Source organism: Streptomyces sp. NPDC007084, from assembly GCF_040703595.1.
GTDB lineage: Bacteria > Actinomycetota > Actinomycetes > Streptomycetales > Streptomycetaceae > Streptomyces.
In genome coordinates this window covers 168,746-194,603 of sequence record NZ_JBEYFY010000003.1, presented here as the reverse complement: position 1 = coordinate 194,603, position 25,858 = coordinate 168,746, and the positions used below count along the sequence as shown (strand labels likewise).

Sequence of the window (25,858 nt, the reverse complement as noted above, 5' to 3'; positions counted from 1 at the left end):
GCACCCCGCCGCTCCCGGCCGCCTTCCCTGAGGAACGCCCGACGGACGGCGAGCCCCGGGCCACTGGTACCTCTACGACGTTGGGTGCACCCGGAGAATCTCCGGGCGCCCCCAACGTCGTAGAGCAGCGATCCGCTAGCGCGAGGCGTCCTTGCGGCGCACGGACAGCAGGTCCTCCAACTGCTCCTCGCGGGCCTGGGCGGCCACGAAGAGGAGTTCGTCGCCCGCCTCCAGCGAGTCCTCGCGGGACGGCGTCAGGACCCGGGTGCCGCGGATGATGGTCACCAGGGAGGTGTCCTCCGGCCACTGGACGTCACCGACGGTCGTGCCGGCCAGGGCGGACTCCGGCGGCAGGGTCAGCTCGACGAGGTTGGCGTCGCCGTGGCTGAAGCGGAGCAGCCGCACCAGGTCACCGACGCTGACGGCCTCCTCGACGAGGGCCGACATCAGACGCGGGGTGGAGACGGCGACGTCCACGCCCCAGGACTCGTTGAAGAGCCACTCGTTCTTGGGGTTGTTCACCCGGGCGACGACCCGGGGGACCCCGTACTCGGTCTTCGCGAGCAGGGAGACGACCAGGTTGACCTTGTCGTCACCGGTGGCCGCGATGACCACGTTGCAGCGCTGGAGCGCGGCCTCGTCCAGGGAGGTGATCTCGCAGGCGTCGGCGAGCAGCCACTCGGCCTGCGGGACGCGCTCGACCGAGATGGCGGTCGGAGCCTTGTCGATCAGCAGGATCTCGTGGCCGTTCTCCAGCAGTTCGCCCGCGATCGAGCGGCCTACGGCGCCGGCACCGGCAATGGCGACCCTCATCAGTGACCCGCCTCTTCCTCAGGGCCCTTGGCGAACGCCGCCTCGACCTTGTCCACCTCGTCGGTGCGCATCATGACGTGCACCAGGTCGCCCTCCTGCAGGACCGTCTGCGAGGTCGGCAGGATCGCCTCGCCCAGCCGGGTGAGGAACCCGACGCGCACGCCGGTCTCCTCCTGGAGCCGGCTGATCTTGTGGCCCACCCAGGCGGGGGAGGTGTGCACCTCGGCGAGCTGCACACCGCCGGTGGGGTCGCGCCACAGCGGCTCGGCGCCCGAGGGCAGCAGCCGGCGCAGCATCTGGTCGGCCGTCCAGCGGACGGTGGCGACGGTCGGGATGCCGAGGCGCTGGTAGACCTCGGCGCGGCGGGGGTCGTAGATACGCGCCGCGACGTTCTCGATGCCGAACATCTCGCGGGCCACCCGGGCGGCGATGATGTTCGAGTTGTCACCGCTGGAGACGGCGGCGAACGCGCCCGCCTCCTCGATACCCGCCTCGCGCAGGGTGTCCTGGTCGAAGCCGACTCCGGTGACCCGACGGCCGCCGAACCCGGAGCCCAGCCGACGGAAGGCGGTGGGGTCATGGTCGATCACGGCGACCGTGTGCCCCTGTTGCTCCAGGGTCTGGGCAAGAGCGGAACCTACTCTTCCGCAGCCCATGATGACGATGTGCACGACCGTCCTTCCGGATGTCAATGGTTACGGCTCAGGCACCAGGGTCTCAGACCGCCGTCCAAGCTACACACGCGCGGTCACCCGGCGGCACCCCTGTGCGGTTCCGCCCGCGCTTTTCCCGGCGCGCCGCGCTGTTTCCCGGAGCGGGCGGGAGAGGAGGCCGCGCTGTTTCCCGGAGCGGGCGGGAGAGGAGGCCGCGCTGTTTCCCGGAGCGGGCGGGAGAGGAGGCCGCGCTGTTTCCCGGCGCGGTCGGGAGAGCAGAGGGTGAGGGTGCGGAGGTGGGGGCTCAGCGCCGTGTGATGCTGCGAACACTCGCCAGGGTCAGGATTCCGAGGCCGACCAGTCCGACGGTGGCGCCGATGAGCTCCGGGCTCAGGTGCATGGGGTCTCCAAGGCGGTCAGGGTGCGGGGATTTGTCATATAGACACGCGGGCCTCCGGGACCACGGAATCCGCAGCCGGAGCGCCCCCTGTTTTCACTCGGAGAGCAGATGCTGAGACGAACAGGGGCGGTGGGTGGGCGGCTTCCTGTTCGAGCCCTTACGATCCCCTGTTGTGTCCAAACTGACCGACGTGCCCAAACGGATTCTGATCGGGCGGGCGTTGCGCAGCGACCGGCTGGGTGAAACGCTCCTGCCGAAGCGCATCGCCCTGCCCGTCTTCGCGTCCGACCCGCTCTCGTCCGTGGCGTACGCGCCCGGCGAAGTGCTGCTGGTCCTGTCCATCGCGGGCGTGTCGGCCTACCACTTCAGCCCCTGGATCGCGGTCGCGGTCGTGGTGCTGATGTTCACGGTGGTCGCCTCCTACCGCCAGAACGTGCACGCCTACCCGAGCGGCGGCGGCGACTACGAGGTGGCGAACACCAACCTCGGTCCCCGGGCCGGGCTCACGGTGGCCAGCGCCCTGCTCGTCGACTACATCCTCACCGTCGCCGTGTCGATCGCCTCCGGCATCGAGAACCTCGGCTCGGCCGTGCCCTTCGTGGTGCAGCACAAGGTGGCGTGCGCGGTCGCCGTCATCATCCTGCTCACCGTGATGAACCTGCGCGGCGTCAAGGAGTCCGGGAAGCTCTTCGCGATCCCGACCTACGTGTTCGTCGCCGGCGTCTTCATCATGATCGCGTGGGGCGCCTTCCGCGGCCTGGTCCTCGGCGACACCATGCGGGCGCCGACGGCCGAGTACCACATCAAGGCCGAGCACCAGGGGCTCGCGGGCTTCGCCCTCGTCTTCCTGCTGCTGCGCGCCTTCTCCTCCGGCTGTGCGGCCCTCACCGGCGTCGAGGCCATCTCCAACGGCGTCCCCGCCTTCCGCAAGCCGAAGTCGAAGAACGCCGCCACCACCCTCGCGGCGATGGGCCTGCTCGCCGTCACCATGTTCTGCGGCATCATCGCCCTGGCGATGGTCACCAAGGTGCGCATGGCCGAGAACCCCGCCACCGACCTGATCCACCACGGCGTCGCGGTCGGCTCCGGCTACGTCCAGAACCCGGTGATCTCCCAGGTCGGCGAGGCCGTGTTCGGCAAGGGCAGCTTCCTGTTCGTCGTGCTGGCCGCCGCCACCGCGCTCGTCCTGTTCCTGGCCGCGAACACCGCGTACAACGGCTTCCCGCTGCTCGGCTCGATCCTCGCCCAGGACCGCTACCTGCCGCGCCAGCTCCACACCCGCGGCGACCGCCTCGCCTTCTCCAACGGCATCGTGCTCCTGGCCGGCGCCGCGAGCATGCTCGTCATCATCTACGGGGCCGACTCGACGCACCTCATCCAGCTCTACATCGTCGGCGTCTTCGTCTCCTTCACGCTCAGCCAGACCGGCATGGTCCGCCACTGGAACCGCCACCTGGCCACCGAGACCGACCAGAACACACGCCGCCACATGGTCCGCTCCCGCGCGATCAACGCCTTCGGCGCCTTCTTCACCGGCCTCGTCCTCGTCGTCGTCCTCGTCACCAAGTTCACCCACGGCGCCTGGGTCGCCCTGCTCGGCATGGTGATCTTCTACGCGACGATGACCGCGATCCGTAAGCACTACGACCGCGTCGCCGAGGAACTCGCCGCCCCCGAGGGCCCCAACGACGACAGCGTCCGCCCCTCACGCGTCCACTCCGTCGTCCTGGTCTCCAAGATCCACCGCCCCGCGCTGCGCGCCCTCGCCTACGCCAAACTGCTGCGCTCCGACACCCTCGAAGCGCTCAGCGTCAACGTCGACCCGGCCGAGACCAAGAACCTGCGCGACGAATGGGAGCGGCGCGGCATCGACGTACCGCTGAAGGTCCTCGACTCGCCCTACCGCGAGATCACCCGGCCCGTCATCGAGTACGTCAAGGGCCTGCGCAAGGAGTCGCCGCGCGACGCGGTCTCCGTGATCATCCCCGAGTACGTCGTCGGCCACTGGTACGAACACCTGCTGCACAACCAGAGCGCCCTGCGCCTCAAGGGCCGCCTCCTGTTCACCCCCGGCGTGATGGTCACCTCCGTGCCCTACCAGCTCGAATCCTCCGAGGCCGCGAAGGTACGCGCCCGCAGGCGCCAGGACTGGAGCGCCCCGGGCGCGGTCCGCCGGGGCCCGGCCCACGACCGGCCGAAGGAGCCGAGCGCGAAGGAGTGAGGGGCGGGGCGGGTTCGCCCGGGCGGCGGCCTGCTGGGGTGAACCGGGGATGACCTGGGCAAGTCGGCTGGTGCGATCGGCGGGTGCCGGAAGCACGTAGACTGGTCGGCTGTTGTCCGGCCGTACCCCCCATCGCATCTGGAGTCACCCCACCATGCAGGCAGAACCGAAGAAGTCGCTGGTGGGGGACGAGTACGAGGTCGAGATCGGGCCCGTCGCGCACGGCGGGCACTGCATCGCCCGTACGGACGAGGGCCAGGTCCTCTTCGTCCGGCACGCGCTCCCCGGTGAGCGGGTCGTGGCCCGCGTCACGGAGGGCGAGGAGGGCGCGCGGTTCCTGCGCGCCGACGCCGTACGGATCGTGGACGCGTCCAAGGACCGCGTCGAGGCACCCTGCCCGTACGCCGGCCCGGGCCGCTGCGGCGGCTGCGACTGGCAGCACGCCAAGCCGGGTGCGCAGCGCCGCCTGAAGGGCGAGGTCATCACCGAGCAGCTCCAGCGACTCGCGGGCCTCACGCCCGAGGAGGCCGGCTGGGACGGCACCGTGATGCCCGCCGAGGGCGACAAGCTGCCCGCCGGCGAGGTTCCGGCCTGGCGTACGCGCGTGCAGTACGCGGTCGACGCGGACGGCAACGCCGGTCTGCGCCGCCACCGCTCGCACGAGGTCGAGCCGATCGAGCGCTGCATGATCGCCGCGGAGGGCGTCACCGAACTCGGCATCGAGGAGCGCGACTGGGCCGGGATGGCCGCCGTCGACGCGATCGCGGCGACCGGTTCGCAGGACCGCATGGTGATCCTGGAGCCGCGGCCGGGCGCCCGCCTGCCGCTCGTCGAACTGGACAAGCCGGTCTCCGTGATGCGGGTCGCCGAACAGGACGGCGGCATCCACCGCGTCCACGGCCGCGCGTTCGTCCGCGAGCGCGCCGACGGCCGTACGTACCGGGTCGGCAGCGGCGGTTTCTGGCAGGTCCACCCGAAGGCGGCCGACACGCTCGTCAAGGCGGTCATGCAGGGTCTGCTGCCGCGCAAGGGCGACATGGCGCTCGACCTGTACTGCGGCGTCGGCCTCTTCGCGGGCGCCCTCGCGGACCGCATCGGCGATCAGGGGGCGGTGCTCGGCATCGAGTCGGGCAAGCGCGCGGTGGAGGACGCCCGGCATAATCTCGCCGGGTTCGAGCGGGTCCGTATCGAGCAGGGCAAGGTCGAGGCGGTCCTCCCGCGCACGGGCATCTCCGAGGTCGACCTCATCGTCCTGGACCCGCCCCGCGCGGGCGCCGGCAAGAAGACGGTGGAACACCTGTCGTCGCTGGGCGCCCGGAAGATCGCCTACGTGGCCTGCGATCCGGCCGCACTGGCCCGGGACATCGCGTATTTCCGGGACGGGGGGTATCGGGTGCGGACGCTTCGGGCGTTTGATTTGTTTCCTATGACGCATCATGTGGAGTGCGTGGCGATTTTTGAGCCCGCTGCTAAGGGCATCTGACCTGCTGTTTGCATTTCAGGTGGTTAGCTCGACCTGTTTTTGCCCGCGGAATGCGTCGACTGAGGTTCGCTTGTGCAGAACGCTCTGAGCTGCAGGTTCAAGGGTCGGTGTGGGTCTCGCGGTGACGTGGTGATGCGCAATGGAGAATTTTTGACGCTCGGATGACGCTCGAATATCGGAAGCCTCAACCTCGGACCTCTCCGGCCCTGGGCCGCAGACCGGGGCCGTCGACGCAGGGCAAGGACTCCGGGTCGGGGGGCCATGGGACTTTTGGTGTCAGCGATCGAACGGCCCGGACTAACGTGTTCGGGGCCGAGCTTTATCCCACGCTGCATGAGAAGGGCGCGGCACTGCTGCACTCCGTCGCTCGCAATCACGCGCTGATCGACGGGAACAAGCGCACCGCCTGGCTCGCTATGCGTGTCTTCTTGCGGCTCAACGGTGTCAGCGCCAGTGCTGTCCCACCACTCGCATCCATTGCCGGCCCGTTCGTCGAGGAAGTCGCGCAGGACAACATCGATGTACTGGCTATTGCCAAGCGTCTGTCGGTCTGGTCCCCGTTTCCTGACATTCGACGTCGTGGGTACGGGACGGAATGAGGTTCTGGGAGCGGTGCTGGCTCCTGGCAGTCCGCCGGGGGACTGACCCGTTCGTTCAGCGGGTGGATTCCTATGCTTTCGCGAGACGGGGCAGTGGGTCGGCGTGGCGCGGGAACGGCGTCCCACGCGCCAGCCCGTTTGGGCGGCAGGAAAAGTCCACATTGGCTACGGCGGTCTCTCCCCAACCAACACCACCCCTGCTTTCCCAGCGGTCACGGAACGTGCTGTCCGCGCCCCTCGCGCGCCCCCGTGCGCATTGAGCCGGTCCTCTCGCCTCCAACAAGCCGTGTCTGCGGTATCCACCGTCCACGTCCACAGCTTGGAGGGGGGACGAGGTGACGGAGGAATGGATACGGGCTCTCGTGGCGGACTTTGGATCCGATTGCAGGGAGCGTCTGCGGGTCAGCGACACGGGGCGTGGGAGTTGGTGCGCGGACCGCGGTGGCCCGGTCCGGTACCAGTCCGGTTCCTGCGGGCACAACTCGGGAGCGCAGGTGCGCCCGGACGATGGCCCGTGCGGCGGTGACACGGTCGGGGTCCTCGTCGGTGGCCTCGGCAGCGTCGAAGGCCGGGATGCCGACCAGCCCGTGCTTCGCGTCGTCGAAGTCGTCCAACCTGGTTTTCGGCGCGGGAGACGCCGCGTAGGCGTCGCTTCCCCAGTCCTGCCGGTCGGAGAAGATTGGGTAGGTGGCAGTCCTTCGTGCCCACGACGACGAGGACTTTCGGGGTCATCCCCTCGAGGGCGGTCGTGGCATGCGGTGCGTAGGGCTGGGCCGCCGGGTTGTTCAGATCCGCGCCCCAGCCGAGCGCGGCGATCATGACGCGGGTGCCGAAGCGTGCGTCGACGGCTCAGCGGCAGGTTCAGGGTTGACGGGCGCGCTCGCCGTAGCTCGGGTCGGTGATCGCCGGCGGGTCACGAACTAGCCGACGCGCGCGGGCTGTCGGCCGTCGAACCGCTCGGCGAAGAAGGAGGGCATTCTTTCACCCTCCGATTGCCGAGCAGCCGTGGAGAACCGTGCGGCGCACCTCGGCGGCGAACGGCCCGTCGTAGGAGGCAGGGCCGTGCGGCTCCGTGTCCGATGCCACGGAGCCGCACGGTGGTTACCGTCAGAAGCCGCCGCTCGGAACGTCCGTGTCCTCTTCCGGGTCCACGCTGTACAGCGGGCGGTCCTCGATCCCCAGGGCGCGCATCAGCTCGCTGGTCGGAATCCTGTACCTACGTCCGATGCGCAGGACGGGGCAGGGGAACTCGTGCTCGCGGATCAGCCGGTACGCGGTCGTCGAGCCGATTCCGAGTGCTCGGGCCGCCGTGCGCAGGTCCACTGCGACGGGCAGGTCGAACATCTCCGTGAAACTGAGGCGGCCCTCTGCCGGGTCCTTCACCCTCGCCTCCCCGCAGGGCGGACCGGCCGGGTGTCCGCGCGGCGCCCGGGCCGTCGCCTCTTCCCGGGGCTGTGACCCGCCGAGCGGTCCTGCGACCCGTCGTCGGTGTCGATGAAGATTCCCTGTCGGCGCAGATGCTCCGGGCGCACCCGGAAACGCAGCGGTGCGCACAGCCCGTCCGGGCCGTCCGGACGGTCGACCCGTACGTCCAGGCTCTCCGCCGCCGGAGCGTCCGCCTCCTCGCCGGACGCAGTGAGAGCGTGCTCCTCAGTGATGCGTTCGATCTGGGTGGAGGGAAGCTCCCGCAGCCCTTCCCGGGCGAGATGCCACGCCTTGGCGCGCGCCGCGTGCAGCAGGGAGGAGTCGGTGAGACGGCTCGCGCCGTCCCGATCCGCCAGTTTCTCCAGGAGAGCCAGGACCATCTCGGCCTCCACGTCCGACCGGTCGGCCCGCAGGCGCGTGCAGACCCGGTGGACTGTCCCGGTCAACCGGGGCAGGGCCAGCCAGATCGCCAGGAGTTTCCCCTTGCTGTCTGGAGTCAGGTCGCTCTGCGCCGTGCGGATGACCTCCTTCCAGACCGCGGTGGCGAACTGCGGGTCGGAGTCGGGGCCGTACAAGGCCTCGTGCGTCTCGGCGGCGGTCAGCCGGACCGGGTCAGCCTCGTCGGCGTCCGGGGGGACGAGCACGAAGACCGCGTCACTGGTCCGGGGATCGTCGAAGTGCCGCCTCACCGAGGTGAACGCACTGCTGTGCGGTGGATACATCAGGAAATATCCTCTCTTTGGACTGCGGGAATCTGAGTCCGGAGGTGCTGGAGATACCGAGATGCTGGACGAGGTGGGTCCCTGTGGTGGGGACGTACCGCCTCATATCCGCGTCAAGCGGAGACGAGTCCCACCAGCCTCACTTTGATGCGTGAGCATGCGGTAGTGGTCTTCTCGACCAGGTAACGCCGCCTTTGGCCACGAGCGTGGAACAAGCGCGGCAGCCAGGCCGCGAGCTCGCCGGTGACGGAATTCGCGAGGCGGGTGGGTGCCCGTTCAGAACGGGCACCCACGAACTGTTGCGCTCAGGCGGTCTCGGAGGAAGAGGCGTCCGGCGCCTCGGTGGGCAGGGTCGCCGGGGTGGTGTCCTCGGTCCGGACGGCCGCCCGCCGGCGGCGGCTCGGCGGCCAGTCGGGGGACTTGCGCAGACGGGCTGCCCGGCGGTTGCGCTGACGACTGTTCATCGGGTTGGCGGTTCCTCTCGGATGAGTCGATGGATGACTAAGCCGCCGTTTCGTGCTTCTGCGAGCGGCTGGTGCCATCCTGCCCGGGGGTGAAGCGGGGCCGCAGAGCGAAAACTGAGGGATAACTGAGTCCCCGGGGGGCGTGAAGAAGCAAGCGCGTGTGAAGTGGCACAGCACGGCGCACAGATGAAGGAGCGCCGGCGAGGGGTCGGACCACTGACTGCGGCGCGGTGAGGGGGAGGGCGATGGAGGGGTACGTGCTGGGCCCGGTGCGAGCCGAAGGGGACGGCGGCAGGAGGGTGGTCGAAGGGTCGAAGGTGGCGGCCCTGTTCGCGCTCCTGGTGACCTCGCCAGACTGCCGATGTAAGAGGAAGGACATAGCCGAAGTCCTCTGGGAGGGCGTCGAGGACGTCGGCGATCTGGTTGACCGCGTCGTCGCCGACCTGCGGAAGCGGCTGGGCCGGGAACTCGTGCCCCATAGCGGCAAGTCGGGTTACTGCACGCTCCGCGTGCCGGTGGGAGACGTCGACCTGCTCCGTTTTCGCGAAAAGGTGAAGCAGGCCGAGGGACTGCCCTGCAAGGCGCAGTTCGAGCTGCTCGGCACGGCCTTGGAGGAGTGGGACGGCGAGGACGAACTGCTGCACGGACTGTCCGAGACCGGCTTCCACTTGCGTCGGGAGGAGCTACGGGCCGAGTTGATGGCCGCCGTGTACGCGCGGCTGGACGCAGCCCACAAGTCCTGGGAGGTCAAATGGCTGCGCGAGGAGACGGAGAAATGGTTCGAGCGCGCGCCGGAACTGCCCCAGATCTTCCGGTTCTACCTGCTCGCCCACGCAGACCTGCCGGAGTCCCAACGTGAGCGGCTCATCAAGAAGTGGGAGAAGCGCAACGGAAAGGCGGATGTCGATGTACAGAGCGCCATCGACCAGGTCCGGGGAGAGGGCCGCCGGCCGGGCGGGGCGCTCCTGCCCCCCGTTCCCGACCAGTTGCCCGGTGGCAGGCGTAAGCCGATCGGGCAGGACGAGCTGATCGGCGACCTCTTCGGGGCCGTGTGCGAGGAACAGGACGCCGGCAATCTGGCGCTGGTCCTGATCAGCGGCATGGCGGGCGTCGGGAAGACCACGGTGGCCGAGAACCTTGCCGGTCGGCTGCGGGAGCGGTTTCCCGACGGGGTGCTGTGCGGCGAACTGAACGGATTCGCCGACGGGGACGTGCGGCCCGCCGAACCGGACGAGATCCTGGACGGCTTTCTGGCCGCGCTGCCGCCCTACAGCACGGTGACAGGAACGGAGAGCAAGAGCAACGCGCTGCGGTCGGCGCTGGCCCACCGGTCGGTGCTCATCGTCCTTGACGACGCGCTCAGCGCCCAGCAGGTGCTGCCGCTGCTTCCCGGAGACGGTACCTGCGCCGTGATCGTCACCAGTCGTAACGACCTCTTGCGGCTGCAGTCCGAGAGAAAGGTGCTGTTCCGCAAGATGGAGCCGCTGCACGAGGCGGACGCGCTGGAGGTGCTCCAGGAGAAAGTGTCGGCCGAGGACCGTGCCAAGCACGCCGTGCCCTTCAGCAGGCTGGTCCACCTCTGCGGTCGGCTGCCGTTGGCCCTCGTGGTGGTGGCCAGGCTCCTGGGGGTCGGTGCGCGTCCGCTGCACACCCTCCCTGCCCTGGTGCGGGAGATGGAGAAGGAGCTGGAGCGGGCGAAGCTGGACACTCTGGACCTGCCCGAGCACGCACTGTCGGTCCGCGCCGCGCTCAACTGCTCCGTGCGCGTGCTGAATGAGGAAGCCCGGCTGCTGCTGTGGCAGCTTGCCGTCCACCCCGGGCCCAGCGCTTCCTGGGAGGCGGTGATGGATCTGGGACGGGCAGTGGACGAAGGGACGCGTACCGACCGGGCCCTGGTGGACCTCGTGGCGGCGAACCTGGTGGAACATCACGGCGACCGCTACGGGCTGCACGACCTCGTGCGGGCCTTCGCCCTTCGGCACGTGCGGCCGGTGCCGGACGGAGAGAACGCGGAGATCGAGCGGGCGACCGTACGACAGGTGCTGGAACACCAGCTGCACAACGTCCGCGCCTGCGACCGGGTGCTCGACCGCGAACGCACCCTGCCCACCGGCGAGCCCGGAGCGGTCAGGGTCACCGACCCCGCGGACCTCGCGGAGGCGATGGCGTTCCTGGACGAGGAGTACGCCACCGTCCAGCGAGGCATTCACTTGGCGATCAATCGGCGTATCGACCGGTACGTGTGGCTGCTTCCGATGGCCCTGGTCATCTACCAGTGGCGCCGTCGCCTGCTCGATCATGCGCGGCAGAACCTCCGGTACGCCGCCGCGGCGGCGGAAACCGTCGCCAGCCCGGTCGATCGCGCCATGGTCTGCCGGTCGCTGGCAGGGACCCACTGGCGGCTCGGTGAGTACGACTTGGCGGCGGGCAAACTGTTCAGGGCCGTCCGGCTCAGCGAGGAGGACCGCAGCGCGGAAGGCCGGCTGAGTCTGGCCCGTACGCTGCACCGGCTCGGACTCACCCTGCGCAAGCAGGGCGACCGGACGGGAGCGGAGGAAGCGCTCGGCCGCGCACTGGAGTTGTGCCGGGAGGTGTCCGACCGGGTCGGAGAGGCGGCTGTTCTGAACGCCCTCGGCGCGATCGACCTCGACCGGGGCGAGCACGAGCAGGCGCTCCGCCGGTGCGCCGACGCCCTGGGCGTGGTGGAGCGCACGACGGAGCGCAGCGGCCTGGCCGATGTGCTGTTCACCCTGGCCAAGGTGCACCTGGCCCGTTCCGAACGGGACGAGGCCATCACCCTGTACCGGCAGGCCTCCGACATCTTCCGCGAACAGGAGAACTGGCCCAACGAGGAGAAGGTACGGATGCTCTTCGCTGATGTCCTGGTGTCCGCCGGCGACACCGACGGGGCGGTGCGGGAGCTGGAGAGAGTCATCGTGCTACGTGAGCTGATGGACGGTGAGGGGGTGCGGGAGGTTCGAGAGCGGCTGGAAGGGCTGAGGTGACCCGTCCGGTCGGCGGCCGTCGGCTCACCGTCAAAGCCGGGGCGGATGCGTTCGATAGTACTCGGTCGGGTCCGGGCGCAGGGGCTTCGATGGCCGTTGCGAGTCGAGCTGGGGTAGGTAGCAGCGGAGCCGATCGAACACGTCACGGACATCCGCGGGGCGCTCCGCCGCCTTCCACTGGACCATCCACAGCGCCAGGGAGGCGAACTCCGGGGGTAGTTTGGCGAGCCGGTCGGCCGGCAGCACCGGGGTGCCCTCTTCCGCCCGCTCGTCCTGTCCGCCGTAGGGCAGCCGCATCACGGTCATCTCCAGCAGGATGCAGCCGAGTGCGTAGATGTCCGCTTGCCGCGTCAGACCTGACGGGCACGCGTCGGACTGCTCGGGGGAGGCCCAGCCGCGCGTGCCGCGTGCGCATTCCGTCTCCTGATCCGTCACGACCGCGTGGCCCATGTCAATGAGCCGGAGACGGCCGTCCGGCTGCACGATGACGTTCTCGGGCTTGAGATCGCAGTGCACCAGATTCCGGTCGTGGACTTCTGCCAGAATTTCGCACAGCTGGCCGATGACGGCCGCAACGGTCCCAGGATCCTTGACGGGCAGGGCCGCCGACAGGACCTTCTGTAGTTGGTGCCCTTCGACAAATTCCATGACCAGGCACCGGCGTCGCCGGTGTGTTCCCGTGGCGATGACTTCGGGAATCGCCTGGATTCCCGTCAGCATCATCATGCGTGATCCCTCTTTGAGGAGTTCATCGCCGGCCCAGTGGAAATCGCTCTCGGGTCCGAGGTCCCGGGCCTTCTGAAGCTTCAACGCCACCTTCTGCCCGCTGCTGCGGTCACGCCCGAGGAAAAGGTCGCCCTGGCCGCCGTCGCCGACCATGTCCAGCACTTCGTAGCGCTTCTCCACATCGCCGATCTCCTCGATCTCCCTCATGGCCATCCACCTTTCCTCCGTACGGAAATGGAGCATGAAATGTCGCAGCCATGGCTGCCTCCCGACGGGGTGACCCGCACCTCCGAAGTCATCACGGTATCCGCCGGAATGTTCAAGGGGGGAGAATTCCGATGCCCCGCCGCTGACGCTCTCAAGACCCGCGGTTACCACACCACCGACCCCGTACCGCGCCGCCGTGAGCGCTTGGAGCACTTCGCTCTGGGCCCCTTCATGGCTGCCTGCGACATCCGTTCGGGGCCTGCCGGCCGCCCGCCCCGGACACGTAACGGTCCCCTGCACGACGGTCTGCGGACCTGGTCGGAGCACGGCGTGAAGGTGTACGAGGCGGCCTTCCCCCTCGACCCGGAACGCCCCCTGCACGAGGTGCCCGAGCCGTGGACGTACCGCTACCGGCCGTCCGGTCCCGACCCGCGCGACGCCCAGGAGTACCGCCTCACCGTGTGGGGCCGCTGTCTGGCCTCCCCCGACGGTGCCTACCGCGAGCTTCGTCTGCCCGTGCACCGCCTGCGGGACCTGCCGCCCGACGGGTTCACCGCGGCCGTCGCCCTGGTGCTGGCCGAGGGCGCCCCCGGACCACCGCCGGAGCACGTACGGATCGTGGAGTTCGCGCTCTTCGACGGCCGTACGCGGGAACTCTTCGCGGGAAGCCGGGAAGAGGCGCGCGCCCGGTACCGCGAACACGGCCCCGCCGCCCTGGCCGGCGTACTGGATGGACGGGAATACCGCCCGGGGTCCGCCTGTGGCGGATGCCCCTACCTGTCGGTGTGCCCGGCCCTGCGCACAGCGCCCGGACTGCTGGGCATCGAGGCGCACGACCGGCCCCGCCGCACCTGGTCGGTCACCAACGGGCGGGCCTACCGAGCCTGCCCGGCGCGTGACCATATGCGCCGGCTGCACCTGCCCACGGCGGATTCCGTCGAACGCGAGGTGACGGCCGAGCGCGGCCGGGCGCTACACGCCTACCTCGCCGAACGGCACGCCCACGGATCGCCTCGGCCCTGCACGGTCGAGGTCCCCGAGGAGTGGGTACCGGAGGGATTCGACCTGCCCGCACACGAACGCGCACTCGGCACCCTGCTGTTGCGGCGGCACGCCGCGGTCTGTCCGCTGCGGTACGTCGGGGACGGTACGGATGTGCGGACCGAGCCCCGGGTGGTGCGGCACGACACAGCCGCCGACGTGGTGGTCCTGGCCGCGCCCGACCTGCTCTACCGGGATGCCGGGTCATGGGTGTGGCGCGAGACCAAGACCTCCGTCACCGATCGGCGGTCCGACCGCCCCCTGCTGGAGCGCTATCCGCAGTTGGCCCTGGCCGTCGTGCTGATCGCCCGCGGTGACCTGGGCGGTGATCCGTTCCGCGCGCGGGTCGAGCTGGAGGTGCTGCGCCCCGGCGGCGCCGACCTGGAGATCATCGATCCCTTCGCCCCGGCCAGTCGGGTTACCGCCGAGAAGGTACTGCGGGCGATGGTGGCCGACTGGCACGGGGACGACCAGTACGCGGCCCGGCCCGGACGCTCCTGCGAGCGCTGCGAAGTGGCCCGCTGGTGCACGGCGTCGTCCGTCAGCAAGGCCGCGGCATGAGGGCGGGGTCGGCCGCCCGCGCAGATCGGCCGGACGCCGGCGAGGCGCCCGAGGGCGTGGGCAGCGACCTCTTCGGCGAACTCGCCCGCATGGTGGCGGCTCTCTCCGAGGTCCAAGGGCTCCGCTCCTTCACCCTGCCCTATCCCGGCCTCGCCCAGCGGGCGCTGGATCACACGGTGCTGCGCTGCCTCAACGCGGGGGAGGCGCCACCGAGGAGTCTTCCGGAACTGTGGGAATGGTGCCGGACCAGGCCGTCCGACGACCCACTCTTCGCGGTCCCCTCCTCCCTGGTCTCGCCGGGCACCACGCTGGTGCACCGGGTCGGCCGGATGCCGACCCGGTCGTGTCTCGAGGTGGCCTCGCACGGACCGGACGGAGGCGTGGCGGGCCACGCCCGCGAGTTCCTCGGAGACCTGCACGCGCGGAGTGGAACGGAGGAGCGCTACCGGCAGTGCAGGGCGTTCCTGGCGCGTCACCCGGTCGTCCACCAGCAGGACCGCTTCGTACCGGGTTGGAACAGGGCGGTCTGGAGCCGGGTCAAGAACCTCTACGGTCCGTTGCCCGAGTTCCTGCTCGTCGACGGAGGCTTCCTGTACTGCTCCTGGTGCAGGCTCCCCGCGCTGCCCCGGGACGGTGCCGTGCCCGTACCCGGACCGTCCGGCACCGGCGCGGAAGTCTGGTGCGAGGGGGAGGACTGCCCGCGCGACGCCCCTCCGCAGCTCATCCGTGAGCCGGACCAGGCGTGGATCCTACAGCGCTCGCTGCGGTGGTACCTCGTACTGCCGCACCGCACCGACGAAGCCGCCCGGGAGGCACTGGAGCGCGCCGGAGTCGCGTACGAGACCCTGCCCGGTCTTCTGCCCTCCTACCGGCTCAGAGATACCGGCCCCCGCATCGTGGACATCCAGGTGTACGACCGCCTGCAGCCGGCGCTCCTCGCAGCCCATCTCACCGACAACACACCCCTCGCGGACCGCACCCTCGTCGTGGTCCCCGACGCGCTCGCCGGACGGGACGGCTACCGGCAGGCCTTCACCGACGCCCTTCCCGCGCTCCTGCGAGACCGGCTGGTGCTCACCACCCCCATGGACCTCGTGCCCGACCTGGGACAGGCCCGGCGAGAGGAGAAGGACGATGCGTAGCATCACTCCGCCCTTGACCGACGTGTTCAACGCGCTCAAAGCCTTTCTGGGGTCCTCCGTGCCCCAGCCCGCGCTGGAAGCCCTCTGCCAGGTCGAACTCGGCCTGTACCTCCAGCAGAAGATGATGCCGGGCAGCCCCGCGGGCAGCGCCTGGGTGCTGTTCAGCGGGTACGGGTTCGCCGAGGCGCACCGGGCACCGCTGCCATCCGATGCGGCGAAGACCCTGCGTATCGCCAGGTATTCGCTGTGGACGCTGCGCCGGAGCCGTACCTGGCTCGAGGCGCTGGACACCTACCAGAGGTTCGACCCCAGGGTGCGCGCCTACGACGTACCGGACACCGAGACACCCGTTGCTCGCCGCGACCTCTCCGTCGCCGGCGACCGCTTCTCCGTCTACGAACAACTGCTGCGTGCCGCACCGCCGCTGGCGGGCAGGCGCCTGCCGGTCGCGGGTCAGGGCCCGCACGCCTTCCCCGTCAGTCGCACCATGGCCGTCGTCGACCTGCCGCCGGTCCCCGGCATCCCCCTCGTCGCCCACGACATGGACCTGGAACCGGTCGGCCGCGGCGAGCCCTTGAGCTTCACCAGGGAGAGCCTGGAGCGCACGGCGGCGGAGATGGACGCCCAGCACGCTCGCTCCGGCAAGGGCCGGGCACCACGGTGGCTGGAGCGGCTACGGTCGTTCGACCTGTCCATCAAGGAGAACGGAACCTTCCACAAGGCGAGGAAGGACGAGGACTTCGCCTTCACGGTCGACGGCATCCAGCACCTGCTCGGCATCGTCGGCGCCGGCAAGAGCACACTGCGTGACATCATCGCCGTCCATCTCGCCAAGCTGGGCAAGCGCACCACCATCGTCGTTACCGATGTCGCGGAGGTGCTGAAGCTCGTCAGGCTCTACGACCTCTACACCGACGGCGCCGCCGCACCCGTGCTCGGCTCCTCGGGCCGTGAGCGGCACGCCCAGCGGTTGCACCGTCGGCTGGCGGGCCGGGGCGAGCACCGACTGCTCGCCCACGACGACCCCGCCTTCGCCTACCTCGGCACGTCCTGCCTGCTCAACGTCAAACGGCAGGGCGCCACGTCGACGACCGAACCACTAGCCTACGGTGAGGCACCCTGCTCCCGGCTCCGACCCCCCTCGGCCCTGCGGCGTGCCCCGAGCGACGGACGGCACTCCGCGTGGCAGAAGAGGGTGACGAGCTGCCCGTACTGGTCCGCCTGTCCCCGTCACCACGGAGCTCGGACCCTGGTCGGCGCTCTGATCTGGGTGGCCACGCCGGCCGGGCTGATCGACTCCTCGCCGCCCCGCCCTCAGAACGGCGAGCGCATCCGCTTCCTCGAACTCGCCTGCCGTCGTAGTGACCTCGTGATCATCGACGAGGCCGACCGGGTCCAGATGCAGCTCGACCGGACTTTCGCACCCGCCGTGGTCCTCGCCAGCGACGAGGACAAGGGCCTCATCGACCAGCTGAGCCGGCACAAGATCCGGGAACTCGCGGCCAGCGGACGCACGCAGCTCTCCGAACGGGACGTCGAGACCTTCGCCGCCGCCCTCAACACCGCGGGCGCGGCCACCGACCGGCTGTACGCGATGCTCGTCGCCGGGTACGAGCTGCGCAAGTGGGTGCGGACGGGCTACTTCAGCGCCTGGACGCTCCAGTTGGGGCTCCTCGACGAACGCTACGAACTCCCCGACGACAGCGGTCCGGACCACCCTCATCACGCCCCCCGCGAGGCTCTCGGGAAACTGCTCGACGCGTTCCGGGACAACCCCTTCGGTGACCGTCACCGCAGGACGGAGGAGGACTTCAGCCGACTGACCGCCCTCCTCAACGAACTGCTCCACACCGGAAACCCGGAGAACACCCGGCGCCGCCTCACCGAGGTCATGGACGAGGCCTTCGCCATCGACCCGAAGTACATGGCTGCCCGGCAGCGGAAGTACCAAGAGGCGTACGACGAGTGGCGGCGCGAGGAGGAGGAACAGGAGAAGAAGCGCGGACGCCGCAGGAAGCCCAAGCCTCCGCCCAAGACTCCCGAGGAATGGCGGAAGCAACTCGCGGAGCGCTTCGAGTTCACACTATTGCTCAGCGCCCTGGAACCACGGCTCGCCATGATCAACGCCATGTGGCCCCGCGTCGAGGCCGCCCTCAGCCTGGGCTTCAACACGATGTACCGTCGGCCGCTCGACTACGGCCCGATGGTGCCCGAGGCCCCGATGGGCAATGTGCTCGGCTTCCAGTTCCGGGTCCCGGGTGAGGACAAGGGCGGAGTCCGCAGTGGCGAACTGACCTTCTTCCGGTGCAGCGGCGTCGGGCGTGAGCTGCTGCGCGCCATCCCCGATCTCACCTCCGTCGACGGTAGGCCCGGTGCCCACTTGCTGCTCATGTCGGGCAGCAGCTGGGCGGGCGCGTCCAGCCGTTACCACGTCTGCGTTCCGGTCGGTGTGGTCATCGAACCGCCTGCCGAGGTGACCGAACGCATTGCCAACGAGAGCTCTATGCGCTTCGAGTTCATCGACGACGGTGACGAGAAACTGCGCATGTCGGGAACCCATCCGGACGACCGCCCGGAGAAGTTGCGCCGCATCGCGTGCCATCTAGGTGAGGGCGGAGACGAGTACGAGGTCACTGAAGGTGGTCCGCTCCAGCAGGAGTTGCTCTCTCTTCCTCCAGGGCGCGACCAGATCCTTCTGCTCGTCGGCAGCTATACCGAGGCACGTGTGGTGGCCGACACACTGCACAACCTCAACGTCCGCTGGCGCAACAAGGTGCTGTGCCTGGTGTCGGACGACGAGGAGATCACCGCGGAGGACGAGGCACCGTCCGCCTACCACGCCCGATCACTGCGCCGGGGCGACGTCGAGCACCTGAAGGACCTCGAGGCGGACATCCTGGTGGCACCCCTGCTCGCGCTGGAACGTGGCCACAACATCCTCAACGAGGACGACGAGGCGGCCATCGGCACGGTCTACTTCCTGGCACGGCCCCATCCGCACCCGGAGGACCTCCACCTGGCCGTCAACGCCGTCAACGACTGGGTCGTCCGCGCCGTCACCGGCGGTGACTTCGCCACCCTGGTACAGGGAAAACCCACCGTCGAGGAAGGAGCCGAAGAGTTCCGCCGCCTCGCCCGTTCGTACTGGTACCAGGTACTCGCCCGTTCCATGGCGTGGAGCCGTCTCGACGACGATGTACGGGAACAGGTCACGTGGGACATGCTGGTCCTGTTGTGGCAGGTGATCGGGCGACTGGTACGCGGTGGCGTACCGGCCCGGGTGGTCTTCGTCGACGCCGCCTTCGCCCCCAACCGCGGCGCCGTACCGGCGCGGCCCGACACCCCCGAATCCAGTCTGCTGCACAGCGTCCTCGCCGTCCTGGACCCGTATTTCGACGGCGGCACGACGACCGCGGAGGAGCAGTTCATCGTCCGCGCCCTGTACGCGCCACTGCGAGGCATGCTCACCCGCCTGCTCGCCGCCGTACCCGCCCACCCGTAAGCGCCGAACCCCTGTCCCAGGAGGTAATTCCGTGTACCACCACATTCGCGTCGCGGCCTACGAACCCGACCCGCTCCAGGGACCCTGGCGGGAGGAGATGAAAGTGCTGCGGCTCGGCGAGGACCTGCACGCCGAGCTCACCGGGATGCATGCCGAGGCGGACAAGAACTCCGTGCGCCCCCACCGGCTCCCCGTGCGCAGGCTCAACTCCCTGCTGCAGGCGATGGCGCCAGGCGTCATCGCGACCGGCCGCAACGCCGGGACGGATGGCCGTCTGCCGTGGCTCTACGCGCGGGAAGCCGTCCCGCCGGACGTGCTGGCCCCGGTGGTAGGAGCGTGGGCGGCGGCCATGCACCGGGAGGAAGACTCGGAGGGAGCCGATCTCGAGGAGAGGCTCCGCTCCGAGGATCCGGCCGAGACGGTACGTCTGCCCCACTGGGAGACGGAACCGGTCGACCTTGCCGAGAGCGTGCTCTCGGCGGGCGGAACCGCCGAACCCGCCGCGCGGCTCTACAGCCTGCTGCCCGAGTGGATCGCCTTCCGGCTGGCCGCCCGGACGTTCCGCACGGGCGGCAGCACACTCCACTTCCGAGTCGAGAGCTCGGGTGACGGCGCGCGACTCGTCTCCTGGCCGCCTCAGCGCTACGAGCGCCGCGGGCAGACCTGGTACTACTCCGCTTGCCTCACCATCACCGTCCACACCGTGCCGTTCGCCCCGCGTTTCCGCGTCCATGTGTCCACCCACGTACGCCGGTGGGCCACCCAACTGGACGTACGCCCCCACCAGCTCGGCGGTACGACCGTCCTGCTCGACGCACCACTGCCCTGGCCGGAAGGGCCGGACCGGGGCCACCGGCTGATGGTGAACACGCTGGGCTACGACCGGCGGTCGAAGGAACTGGCCTGGCGCCGACACAGCCCCGCACCGCTCGTGCCCGAGCTGGACATCGTGCGCAACTACCCCCGACCCGAAGCGCTCTTCTCCGACCCCGAACGCTGGATCAACGGTTCCGGGGACGTGGCCGCCGGCATTGTCTACCACCCGTCGATCGGCCCGCACGAGGTCGGACCCGGGCTGATGCCACGGGAGCGGGCGGATCTGGACGCCTGGGTCGAGGAAGGGCTGCGCCCCCTGCTGATCCGGGTCCCCGACCTCACGCGCGTCTCCCGGAGCAACACACCCTCCCTGCTGCCCCGTTCCGGCGCCGGACGGGTCCCGGGCGTCCGCGACGCCCAGCTGGCTCTGCAACGGCGGGCGGCGCTGACACGCGCACTGAACGGCCGCCTCCTGGAGATCGACGTCTTCTGGCAGTCCCCGGAAACCCGTGCGGCGCTGCTCGCCGAGCTGCCCAAGCTCATTGGTCTTCCCGCCGGGCAGCAAGTGCCCTCGGCCGACGGGGAGACCTGGCAGTGGCAGTCCGAGGGGGTCGACATCCGCGTCCGGGCCCGGCCCGCGGGACCTTTGGCCGACGCCCTGCCGACCACCCGAGCCCGCGGGCGCCTCAGGGCCGTCCGGCTGGCCGAGGCCGTCGAAGGGCGCTGCGGGCTCGTGGCGGATCGGGCGGACCCGCTCCTCGGCGGGGCCGGAGTCGTGATCACGGAGATCGCCGGCAAGGAGCGCTTCGCCGCCGTCCCGGACTCCGACCCCAAGCACGCGCTGCGCATCGCCTGGGCACGGCAGGGACGGCTGACCCAGTTCGTGAACTCGCCCGACGACACCGACAGCGCTCTGGAACACCGGGTCAGGTGGACCTGGCTGGACGCCTTCCGGCAGCTGGGCGCGATCAGCCCGCCCGCCCATCGGGTGGGAGCAGGCATTCCGGGCGACCTTCAATATGCGGCGCTCTGGCTCGTACGCCACACCAGGAAGGGGCCCACGCGATGCCCCGTCCACCGGCTGGTGGCGGTGCGGCTGCGCCCCGGGGACGGACCGGGCGTCATCGAGGGGTGGGACGCAGAACGAGCCGAATGGGTGCCGTATCCGAAGCTGTTGCTGCTGCTCTCCCAGGTACGGGAACCGGCGGCGGGCGGCGGGAAGGAGATCGACACGGGGAAGCTCGTTGATGACTCGGCAGCCCCGGGAGGATCCCGGTCCGCTGCGCGCCCGGGCGTGGAGCAGGACAGGCAGCGGGAGACCGAGCGGCAGATCCGGGCACTGCTCTTCCAGCTCCGCGACCGCCCGACGCTGCTGCTGGCGGACGCCGGCAATCTGCGCCAGTGCTGGCCTGGCCTGCGCAACGGTGCACTGGACCGCGACACGCTCGGCTTCGGGGCCGAACCCGCCCAGCGGCACACGCTCTACGGCCACGACCTGCGGGTGCTGCTCGTACGGGACGCCAACGCCCGGGGTGAAGTGGCGGAGTGGTACGCCCACGACACCGAGGACGGGGTCGGCTTCGCCGAGGGTGTGTGGGGGACGGCGGATACGGAGAGCCGTGTCTTCGCGAGTACGGCCTCGAAGCCGCACACGGTGGCGAAACTACCGAAGGGGCTCATGAAGCTGGTGCCCACGGCGCAGGGCCGGACAGCGCCCGGGAAGACCGCCTGGAACCCCGGGCAACTGGAGATCACCGTGCTCGGCTGTCTGTCGGAGAAGGCACTGACGGACTCGGGGCGTGCGGGTGACTCGCCCGACCGGCCGGCGGAGTGGGCGACGCTCGCGCACCAGCTGCGTTACCACGACGACTACCCGCCGCTTGCCCGGCCTCTCCCGCTGCACTTGGCGCGTCTCGCCGGTGAGTACGTGCTTCCGGTGGCCGGAACGAAGTAAGCGGGGAGTATGTCATCCGCTTCCTGAGCGAGGCGCCGCCTGAATGGGGCGTCCCAAACGATCGACGCTGATAAGGATCAATGCTTCCCTCGTGTGAGCGCCGAAGCCTGAACCTGACCACTGGGACGGCGTCTGGTGCACTCCTTGCTGGGATCACTGGGCGTCCGCCGTGACGCTCTGCCAGTCGTCGCGAGACGGACCATGGGGCCGACGCGGGCGAGGCGGACCGCTGCCTTGGCGTGGACGAGTTGCTCGGCGGCTTTCGCGTAGCGTGCGGTGAGTTGGGTGAGGTCGGCGCGCAGGAGGCGCTTTTGCCGAGGAGCTGCTTGCGGCAGGCGTACGGGGCGGGGCCGTACCGCACAGGGTGCGGCCCTTGGTGCGTGTACCGAGGGTCGGTCGTGCCTGTTGGCCGGGCAGGCTCGACACATCCGTCTGGCTCGGCCTACCAGTCGGATGTGTAGCCCGAGCCGTTGCATCCGCAGCAGACACCCTCGCCTCCGCATTTGTCGCACTTGCATGGACCTGACCATGCATACACTTTCCCCGTGCCCTTGCACGGGCGGCACTGGCCCTTCCTTTCAGGGCATGCCTTGCATCGAGCCATGAAGTGACTTCCCCTCGTTCCCAAACTGCTGATGATGGTTCGCCTCCGCGTGCGGAGGTCAGCCCTTGTCGGAGGCCGGTGCGGGCAGGTCCGGCACGATGTATTGGAACCGCTAGCCCCTCTCGCCGGTACTCAGCCACTGCACTCCGGCAAGGTGCTCGGCACCGTTCGGAATGCGGTACCAGGCGCCATCGTCGAAGCCGTTCTCGATGCTGCCGGTCTGCTTGGCCTCGTTGCCCGCGAGTGCTGTCGCGTCTGCGGCGGGGAGGGCGACAGGGACGTCAGCTCGCCGTCGCCGGACGTCCCGTCCGGATCGGTCAGAGAGTCCAGTCTCAAGTCTTCACGTAGCCGCTGTAGATGAACCCCGCCCTGTGACCGCTGCCAGTGTCGAGGTTGTCCGCTATCGCATACCGGATGTTGTTGTACTTGTTGATGCAGCGCCAGTACGTGTGGACGAGGGCGTTCGCCGGAAGGGTCTTGAGCCGGTTGATGGTCCGCTCGACCTCGTTGCGGCGCCGGTAGCGGTCGCGGTCGAAGCCGGCGGGCCTGCCGCCCTCTCTGCCTCTGCGCCGCCGGTTGGCCCGCTGGTCCTTCGGCTCCGGGACCGTGTGCCGGATGTGGCGTCTTCGCAGGTCGCGGCGGTTTCGGCGGGAGCTGTACGCCTTGTCGCCGCTGACGTGATCCGGCCGGGTTCGGGGTCGTCCGCCCAGCGGCCGGGGGACCCGGATCCGGTCCAGGACCTCGACCATCTGCGGGGCATCGCCCCACTGGCCCGGCGTAAGCAGGAGAGCCGTGGGGCGGCAGCCGCCTTCGCCGGCGAGGTGAATTTTGCAGGTCAGGCCGCCCCGGGACCGTCCAAGTCCCTCGTCTCGGCGGTGGTGCCGGGGCGTCGACCTTTTTCGGGACCCGCGGCCTGGCCTTGCGTGCGCCGGCCGCGTGCTGATGGGCCCGGCAGGACGTCGAGCCGACGCCGACCATCGACCAGTCGATCCGCCCCGCCAGGTCTGCATCGGCCTGGACCGACTGCAGGATCCCTTCCCAAGTGCCGTCCGCCGACCAGCGCCGATGCCGTTCGTAGACGGTTTTCCATGAGCCGTAGCGTTCCGGCACGTCACGCCACGGGACACCGGTCCGGATCCGGAACAGGATCCCGTTGATCACGGTGCGGTGGTCGTTCCACCGGCCGCCCCGGCCACCCAGGGGAGGCAGATGCGGCTCCAGGAACGACCACTCGCGATGCGTCAGATCCCCCCGACTCATGACCGAACCAACGAGCGACCGGCCAGAAAGTCACATGATCCGCCGGACAGAACCTAGAACCGTGAGTGCCGCGCTGATCCCCGTGTTCACTCGCCTCACGGCATGTTCCTTTCGGTCTGCTGTGTCCATGGTGGTGCGCAGATGGTTCGCTTGTCGCGACGGTCTGCTCTGGGAGGTGCTGAAGTCGCCGTTCGGAGTCCGGTTCCCGGCGCGGAGCGCGGTTTTTCAGGCGTCGGGGTTGTGCCCCGCAGCGATTTTCAGGACGTGCTCAACCCGGCTCTTGGCAACGGACTGTATGTCTTCGCTGCTCTTGAGATCTATGCCCCACACTGTGATCACGACTGCTCCGGTGCGCATGACCGCCATGGTGCTGTACGCGTCGAGTCCGAGCTCTTCGGAGCAGGCGTCTGTGTACTGTGCGGCAGTGGTGGCCTTCAATCGGCCTGGGCCGCTTGCTTCTTTCCGCTCGGTGGTCGCGATGGCTTTGGCCGTCGCCTTCGCGTTCTCGGAGAAGTCGAAGGAATACAGCTTGATGAACATGGACCGGCCCTCACTGCCCGCCTGCAGTTCCTCCCGAGTCTGATTCTCCAGCGTCCTCATCGCCATGGCCGCCAGCCCAGCGCACCCCGTCTCGGCATCGGGGCCGCCTCTCGGCATCGGGGCCGCGGTACTTCACCGCCTCCGTGCCCTGGTGGACATCGGATCCACGACCGTGCCAGTCCTTCGGCAGTCGGCTATCGCCGGAAATGGCTGCCTGCATCCGCCTGCATCCGCACTGCGGACAAGAGGGCAGGGGTCCCCTCCTCGCGACCGCCCTTCCGGATCTGTTCGATCCGGTGGACGCCGTCCGTGCCCTTGTCGTCCGCGCTCTCGCCGTCGTCACACGCGGTCAACGACGCCACCGGCGTCGGAGCCGGAGCCGCAGTTGCTGTCCTCAGGACTGATCACGACTGATCTCATGGCGTCCCCTGTACCTAACCTGTAGTCGTTGCAGGCATCCCCCCCCGTTGCAGGTACTCGCTTCCTTAGCCTCACCCCCCGATATCCGAGGCGCCGCCGCCTTCGGTGAAGAACTGCCGGCATGGGCCGGACGCGACGGCCGGCGGGCACGCTCCTGCCCAAAACGCCCCCGTTCGTCAAAAGCGATCTCAGAATGCCGTGGGTTCAGAGATCGAACAATCAGCAGTCCCGCATGATCCGATAAGCGTGGAGTTATGAATGCGCTGATACCAGAGTCTCCCATGCCGGCCAGCGGCAGTCCTGCCCGCAGGCCGAGTACCCGGCCGTCGAGGCCGGGCATCCGTCGCGGGCCAAGAAGACGTGGCGGCCGGTGCGCGGTGTCGACGAGTTGGACCTGCCGCCCGTGCCACAGACGGATCTGTTGTCGCGCCGTATGCAGGCTCACCCGGGAAGGTGAACCGTTCTGTGGCCCGCAGTCCCGGGCTGCCCGCGCCAGGGCGCGGATGGCGTCTGTCTCTTGGGCGGTAGGCCAGATCAGGGTCCGTGCCCGGGTGCTGCGGCCCGACGATCCCGCAACTCTGGAAATGCTCGACACCCCTCCCGACCTCTACGACAGTGTGGGACAACATGCCCAGGCGCGGGCGGTGAAGAAGGCGGTGAATGCGGCTCGTGCGCAGGGGCACCGCGATTCCGCGCCGCCGCCGGCACCAGACAACGACAACGAGCCGGAGAGAGGACGCGGCTGGTTCCGCAGGCGTGCCTGACCACGCACACTCGCCGCGCGGCCTGGCAACCGCCGGACCGCAGGCGGAAAAGACCTCGATCAGCGCGTGCGGCAGGTCGAGTGCTGCAAGTAGGAGGAGCAATGAGGCTGCTGTGGGGTGAATCGGTGTGTGACCTGCACCAGACTCGGGCTGCGAAGATCAGCTAGTGGTGGGTCCCCGCTCTGACGGCTCGCCGCCGTGGCGGCGCCGTACACGCGGGCCATGCTTGCCATGGCCCAACCATGCCTCCGTGAGGCCCGGCCGCCAACCACGCACGAGGTCGTTAGGCGAGACGCGCCTGTAGGGAACGCTTCGTCCGAGCATGCTGCTGCGTGCGACAAGTCGCCGCACGTAGCGCGCGCAGTGCGCACAGTACCTACGTGGTTGGGGGACTTGGCTCGGGGGGAGAGAGACCGACAGACGGAAACCGACCGATGCCGGTAACCGGCGGAGTTGCCCACCCTCATGAGGGGGGCCACGGCGTGGGGATCTCCGTCTCCGACGACGACCCGGAGCCGCCGCGCCCACGGCGGCTC

14 protein-coding genes and 2 pseudogenes are annotated in these 25,858 nt (G+C 69.4%); 8 read left to right on the top strand and 8 right to left on the bottom strand.

The genetic code is table 11. The features are described from left to right. Positions 1–135: 135 nt before the first annotated feature. Together AB0912_RS04390 and AB0912_RS04385 are read right to left on the bottom strand one after the other, a co-directional pair. Positions 136–813 (bottom strand): TrkA family potassium uptake protein, encoded by a 678-nt coding sequence (locus AB0912_RS04390; RefSeq protein ID WP_366696421.1) that lies wholly within the window; start codon positions 811–813, stop codon positions 136–138. After that, positions 813–1,484 (bottom strand): TrkA family potassium uptake protein, encoded by a 672-nt coding sequence (locus AB0912_RS04385; RefSeq protein ID WP_366696420.1) that lies wholly within the window; start codon positions 1,482–1,484, stop codon positions 813–815. Before AB0912_RS04385 ends, AB0912_RS04390 begins: the two co-directional genes overlap by 1 nt. 554 nt (positions 1,485–2,038) lie before the next feature. On the opposite strand from AB0912_RS04385, the gene AB0912_RS04380 reads away from it, so the two are divergent. From AB0912_RS04380 to AB0912_RS04370, 3 genes and pseudogenes are all read left to right on the top strand, one after another. Next, complete coding sequence (locus AB0912_RS04380; protein WP_366696419.1) at positions 2,039–4,087, top strand: APC family permease; 2,049 nt, start codon at positions 2,039–2,041, stop codon at positions 4,085–4,087. Positions 4,088–4,241: 154 nt separating this feature from the next. Next, positions 4,242–5,570 carry a class I SAM-dependent RNA methyltransferase gene (locus tag AB0912_RS04375; RefSeq protein WP_366696418.1) on the top strand — a complete coding sequence of 443 codons (1,329 nt, stop codon included), beginning with the start codon at positions 4,242–4,244 and terminating at the stop codon, positions 5,568–5,570. A 261-nt stretch (positions 5,571–5,831) separates the two neighbouring features. Continuing rightward, positions 5,832–6,169: pseudogene (locus AB0912_RS04370) on the top strand (type II toxin-antitoxin system death-on-curing family toxin); the annotation flags it as partial. 1,107 nt (positions 6,170–7,276) lie between these two features. Here the strand turns inward: AB0912_RS04370 and AB0912_RS04365 are convergent. The 3 genes from AB0912_RS04365 to AB0912_RS04355 form a co-directional block, all read right to left on the bottom strand. After that, positions 7,277–7,513 (bottom strand): helix-turn-helix domain-containing protein, encoded by a 237-nt coding sequence (locus AB0912_RS04365; RefSeq protein ID WP_366696546.1) that lies wholly within the window; start codon positions 7,511–7,513, stop codon positions 7,277–7,279. Between the two features lie 35 nt (positions 7,514–7,548). Next, positions 7,549–8,316 carry a hypothetical protein gene (locus tag AB0912_RS04360; RefSeq protein WP_366696417.1) on the bottom strand — a complete coding sequence of 256 codons (768 nt, stop codon included), beginning with the start codon at positions 8,314–8,316 and terminating at the stop codon, positions 7,549–7,551. Positions 8,317–8,621: 305 nt separating this feature from the next. Beyond that, positions 8,622–8,780 carry a hypothetical protein gene (locus tag AB0912_RS04355; protein ID WP_366696416.1) on the bottom strand — a complete coding sequence of 53 codons (159 nt, stop codon included), beginning with the start codon at positions 8,778–8,780 and terminating at the stop codon, positions 8,622–8,624. Between the two features lie 245 nt (positions 8,781–9,025). Here AB0912_RS04355 and AB0912_RS04350 point away from each other — a divergent pair, with 245 nt between their 5' ends. Further along, positions 9,026–11,785, top strand: coding sequence for a tetratricopeptide repeat protein (locus AB0912_RS04350; RefSeq protein WP_366696415.1), 2,760 nt, complete (start codon positions 9,026–9,028; stop codon positions 11,783–11,785). Positions 11,786–11,815: 30 nt separating this feature from the next. Here AB0912_RS04350 and AB0912_RS04345 read toward each other — a convergent pair whose 3' ends face one another. Continuing rightward, positions 11,816–12,718: a serine/threonine-protein kinase gene (locus AB0912_RS04345; RefSeq protein WP_366696414.1), complete on the bottom strand. Its 903-nt coding sequence runs from the start codon at positions 12,716–12,718 to the stop codon at positions 11,816–11,818. 39 nt (positions 12,719–12,757) lie between these two features. Between AB0912_RS04345 and AB0912_RS04340 the strand changes: the two genes are divergently transcribed. Genes AB0912_RS04340 through AB0912_RS04325 form a run of 4 tightly spaced genes read left to right on the top strand, consistent with a single transcriptional unit; the run spans position 12,758 to position 21,734 of the window. Continuing rightward, positions 12,758–14,320 carry a PD-(D/E)XK nuclease family protein gene (locus AB0912_RS04340; protein ID WP_366696413.1) on the top strand — a complete coding sequence of 521 codons (1,563 nt, stop codon included), beginning with the start codon at positions 12,758–12,760 and terminating at the stop codon, positions 14,318–14,320. Beyond that, a complete protein-coding gene (locus AB0912_RS04335; protein ID WP_366696412.1) occupies positions 14,317–15,462 on the top strand; it encodes a hypothetical protein in 1,146 nt (381 codons plus the stop codon). Before AB0912_RS04340 ends, AB0912_RS04335 begins: the two co-directional genes overlap by 4 nt. Next, positions 15,455–18,964 carry a hypothetical protein gene (locus AB0912_RS04330; RefSeq protein ID WP_366696411.1) on the top strand — a complete coding sequence of 1,170 codons (3,510 nt, stop codon included), beginning with the start codon at positions 15,455–15,457 and terminating at the stop codon, positions 18,962–18,964. The genes AB0912_RS04335 and AB0912_RS04330 overlap by 8 nt, the downstream gene beginning before the upstream one ends. Before the next feature lie 31 nt (positions 18,965–18,995). Then, positions 18,996–21,734 carry a DUF3962 domain-containing protein gene (locus AB0912_RS04325; RefSeq protein ID WP_366696410.1) on the top strand — a complete coding sequence of 913 codons (2,739 nt, stop codon included), beginning with the start codon at positions 18,996–18,998 and terminating at the stop codon, positions 21,732–21,734. Between the two features lie 1,080 nt (positions 21,735–22,814). Here the strand turns inward: AB0912_RS04325 and AB0912_RS04320 are convergent. Together AB0912_RS04320 and AB0912_RS04315 are read right to left on the bottom strand one after the other, a co-directional pair. Further along, positions 22,815–23,598: pseudogene (locus AB0912_RS04320) on the bottom strand (IS5 family transposase); the annotation flags it as partial. A 225-nt stretch (positions 23,599–23,823) separates the two neighbouring features. Continuing rightward, positions 23,824–24,204, bottom strand: coding sequence for a hypothetical protein (locus tag AB0912_RS04315; RefSeq protein WP_366696409.1), 381 nt, complete (start codon positions 24,202–24,204; stop codon positions 23,824–23,826). Positions 24,205–25,858 lie beyond the last annotated feature (1,654 nt).

Bases quoted from the DNA above. Each gene is read 5' to 3' on its own strand.
- AB0912_RS04345 (WP_366696414.1), bottom strand. From the start codon at position 12,718: ATGAGGGAGATCGAGGAGATCGGCGATGTGGAGAAGCGCTACGAAGTG.
- AB0912_RS04390 (WP_366696421.1), bottom strand. From the start codon at position 813: ATGAGGGTCGCCATTGCCGGTGCCGGCGCCGTAGGCCGCTCGATCGCG.
- AB0912_RS04340 (WP_366696413.1), top strand. From the start codon at position 12,758: ATGTCGCAGCCATGGCTGCCTCCCGACGGGGTGACCCGCACCTCCGAA.
- AB0912_RS04365 (WP_366696546.1), bottom strand. From the start codon at position 7,513: ATGTTCGACCTGCCCGTCGCAGTGGACCTGCGCACGGCGGCCCGAGCA.
- AB0912_RS04360 (WP_366696417.1), bottom strand. From the start codon at position 8,316: ATGTATCCACCGCACAGCAGTGCGTTCACCTCGGTGAGGCGGCACTTC.
- AB0912_RS04350 (WP_366696415.1), top strand. From the start codon at position 9,026: ATGGAGGGGTACGTGCTGGGCCCGGTGCGAGCCGAAGGGGACGGCGGC.
- AB0912_RS04335 (WP_366696412.1), top strand. From the start codon at position 14,317: ATGAGGGCGGGGTCGGCCGCCCGCGCAGATCGGCCGGACGCCGGCGAG.
- AB0912_RS04330 (WP_366696411.1), top strand. From the start codon at position 15,455: ATGCGTAGCATCACTCCGCCCTTGACCGACGTGTTCAACGCGCTCAAA.
- AB0912_RS04375 (WP_366696418.1), top strand. From the start codon at position 4,242: ATGCAGGCAGAACCGAAGAAGTCGCTGGTGGGGGACGAGTACGAGGTC.
- AB0912_RS04355 (WP_366696416.1), bottom strand. From the start codon at position 8,780: ATGAACAGTCGTCAGCGCAACCGCCGGGCAGCCCGTCTGCGCAAGTCC.
- AB0912_RS04315 (WP_366696409.1), bottom strand. From the start codon at position 24,204: ATGGCGATGAGGACGCTGGAGAATCAGACTCGGGAGGAACTGCAGGCG.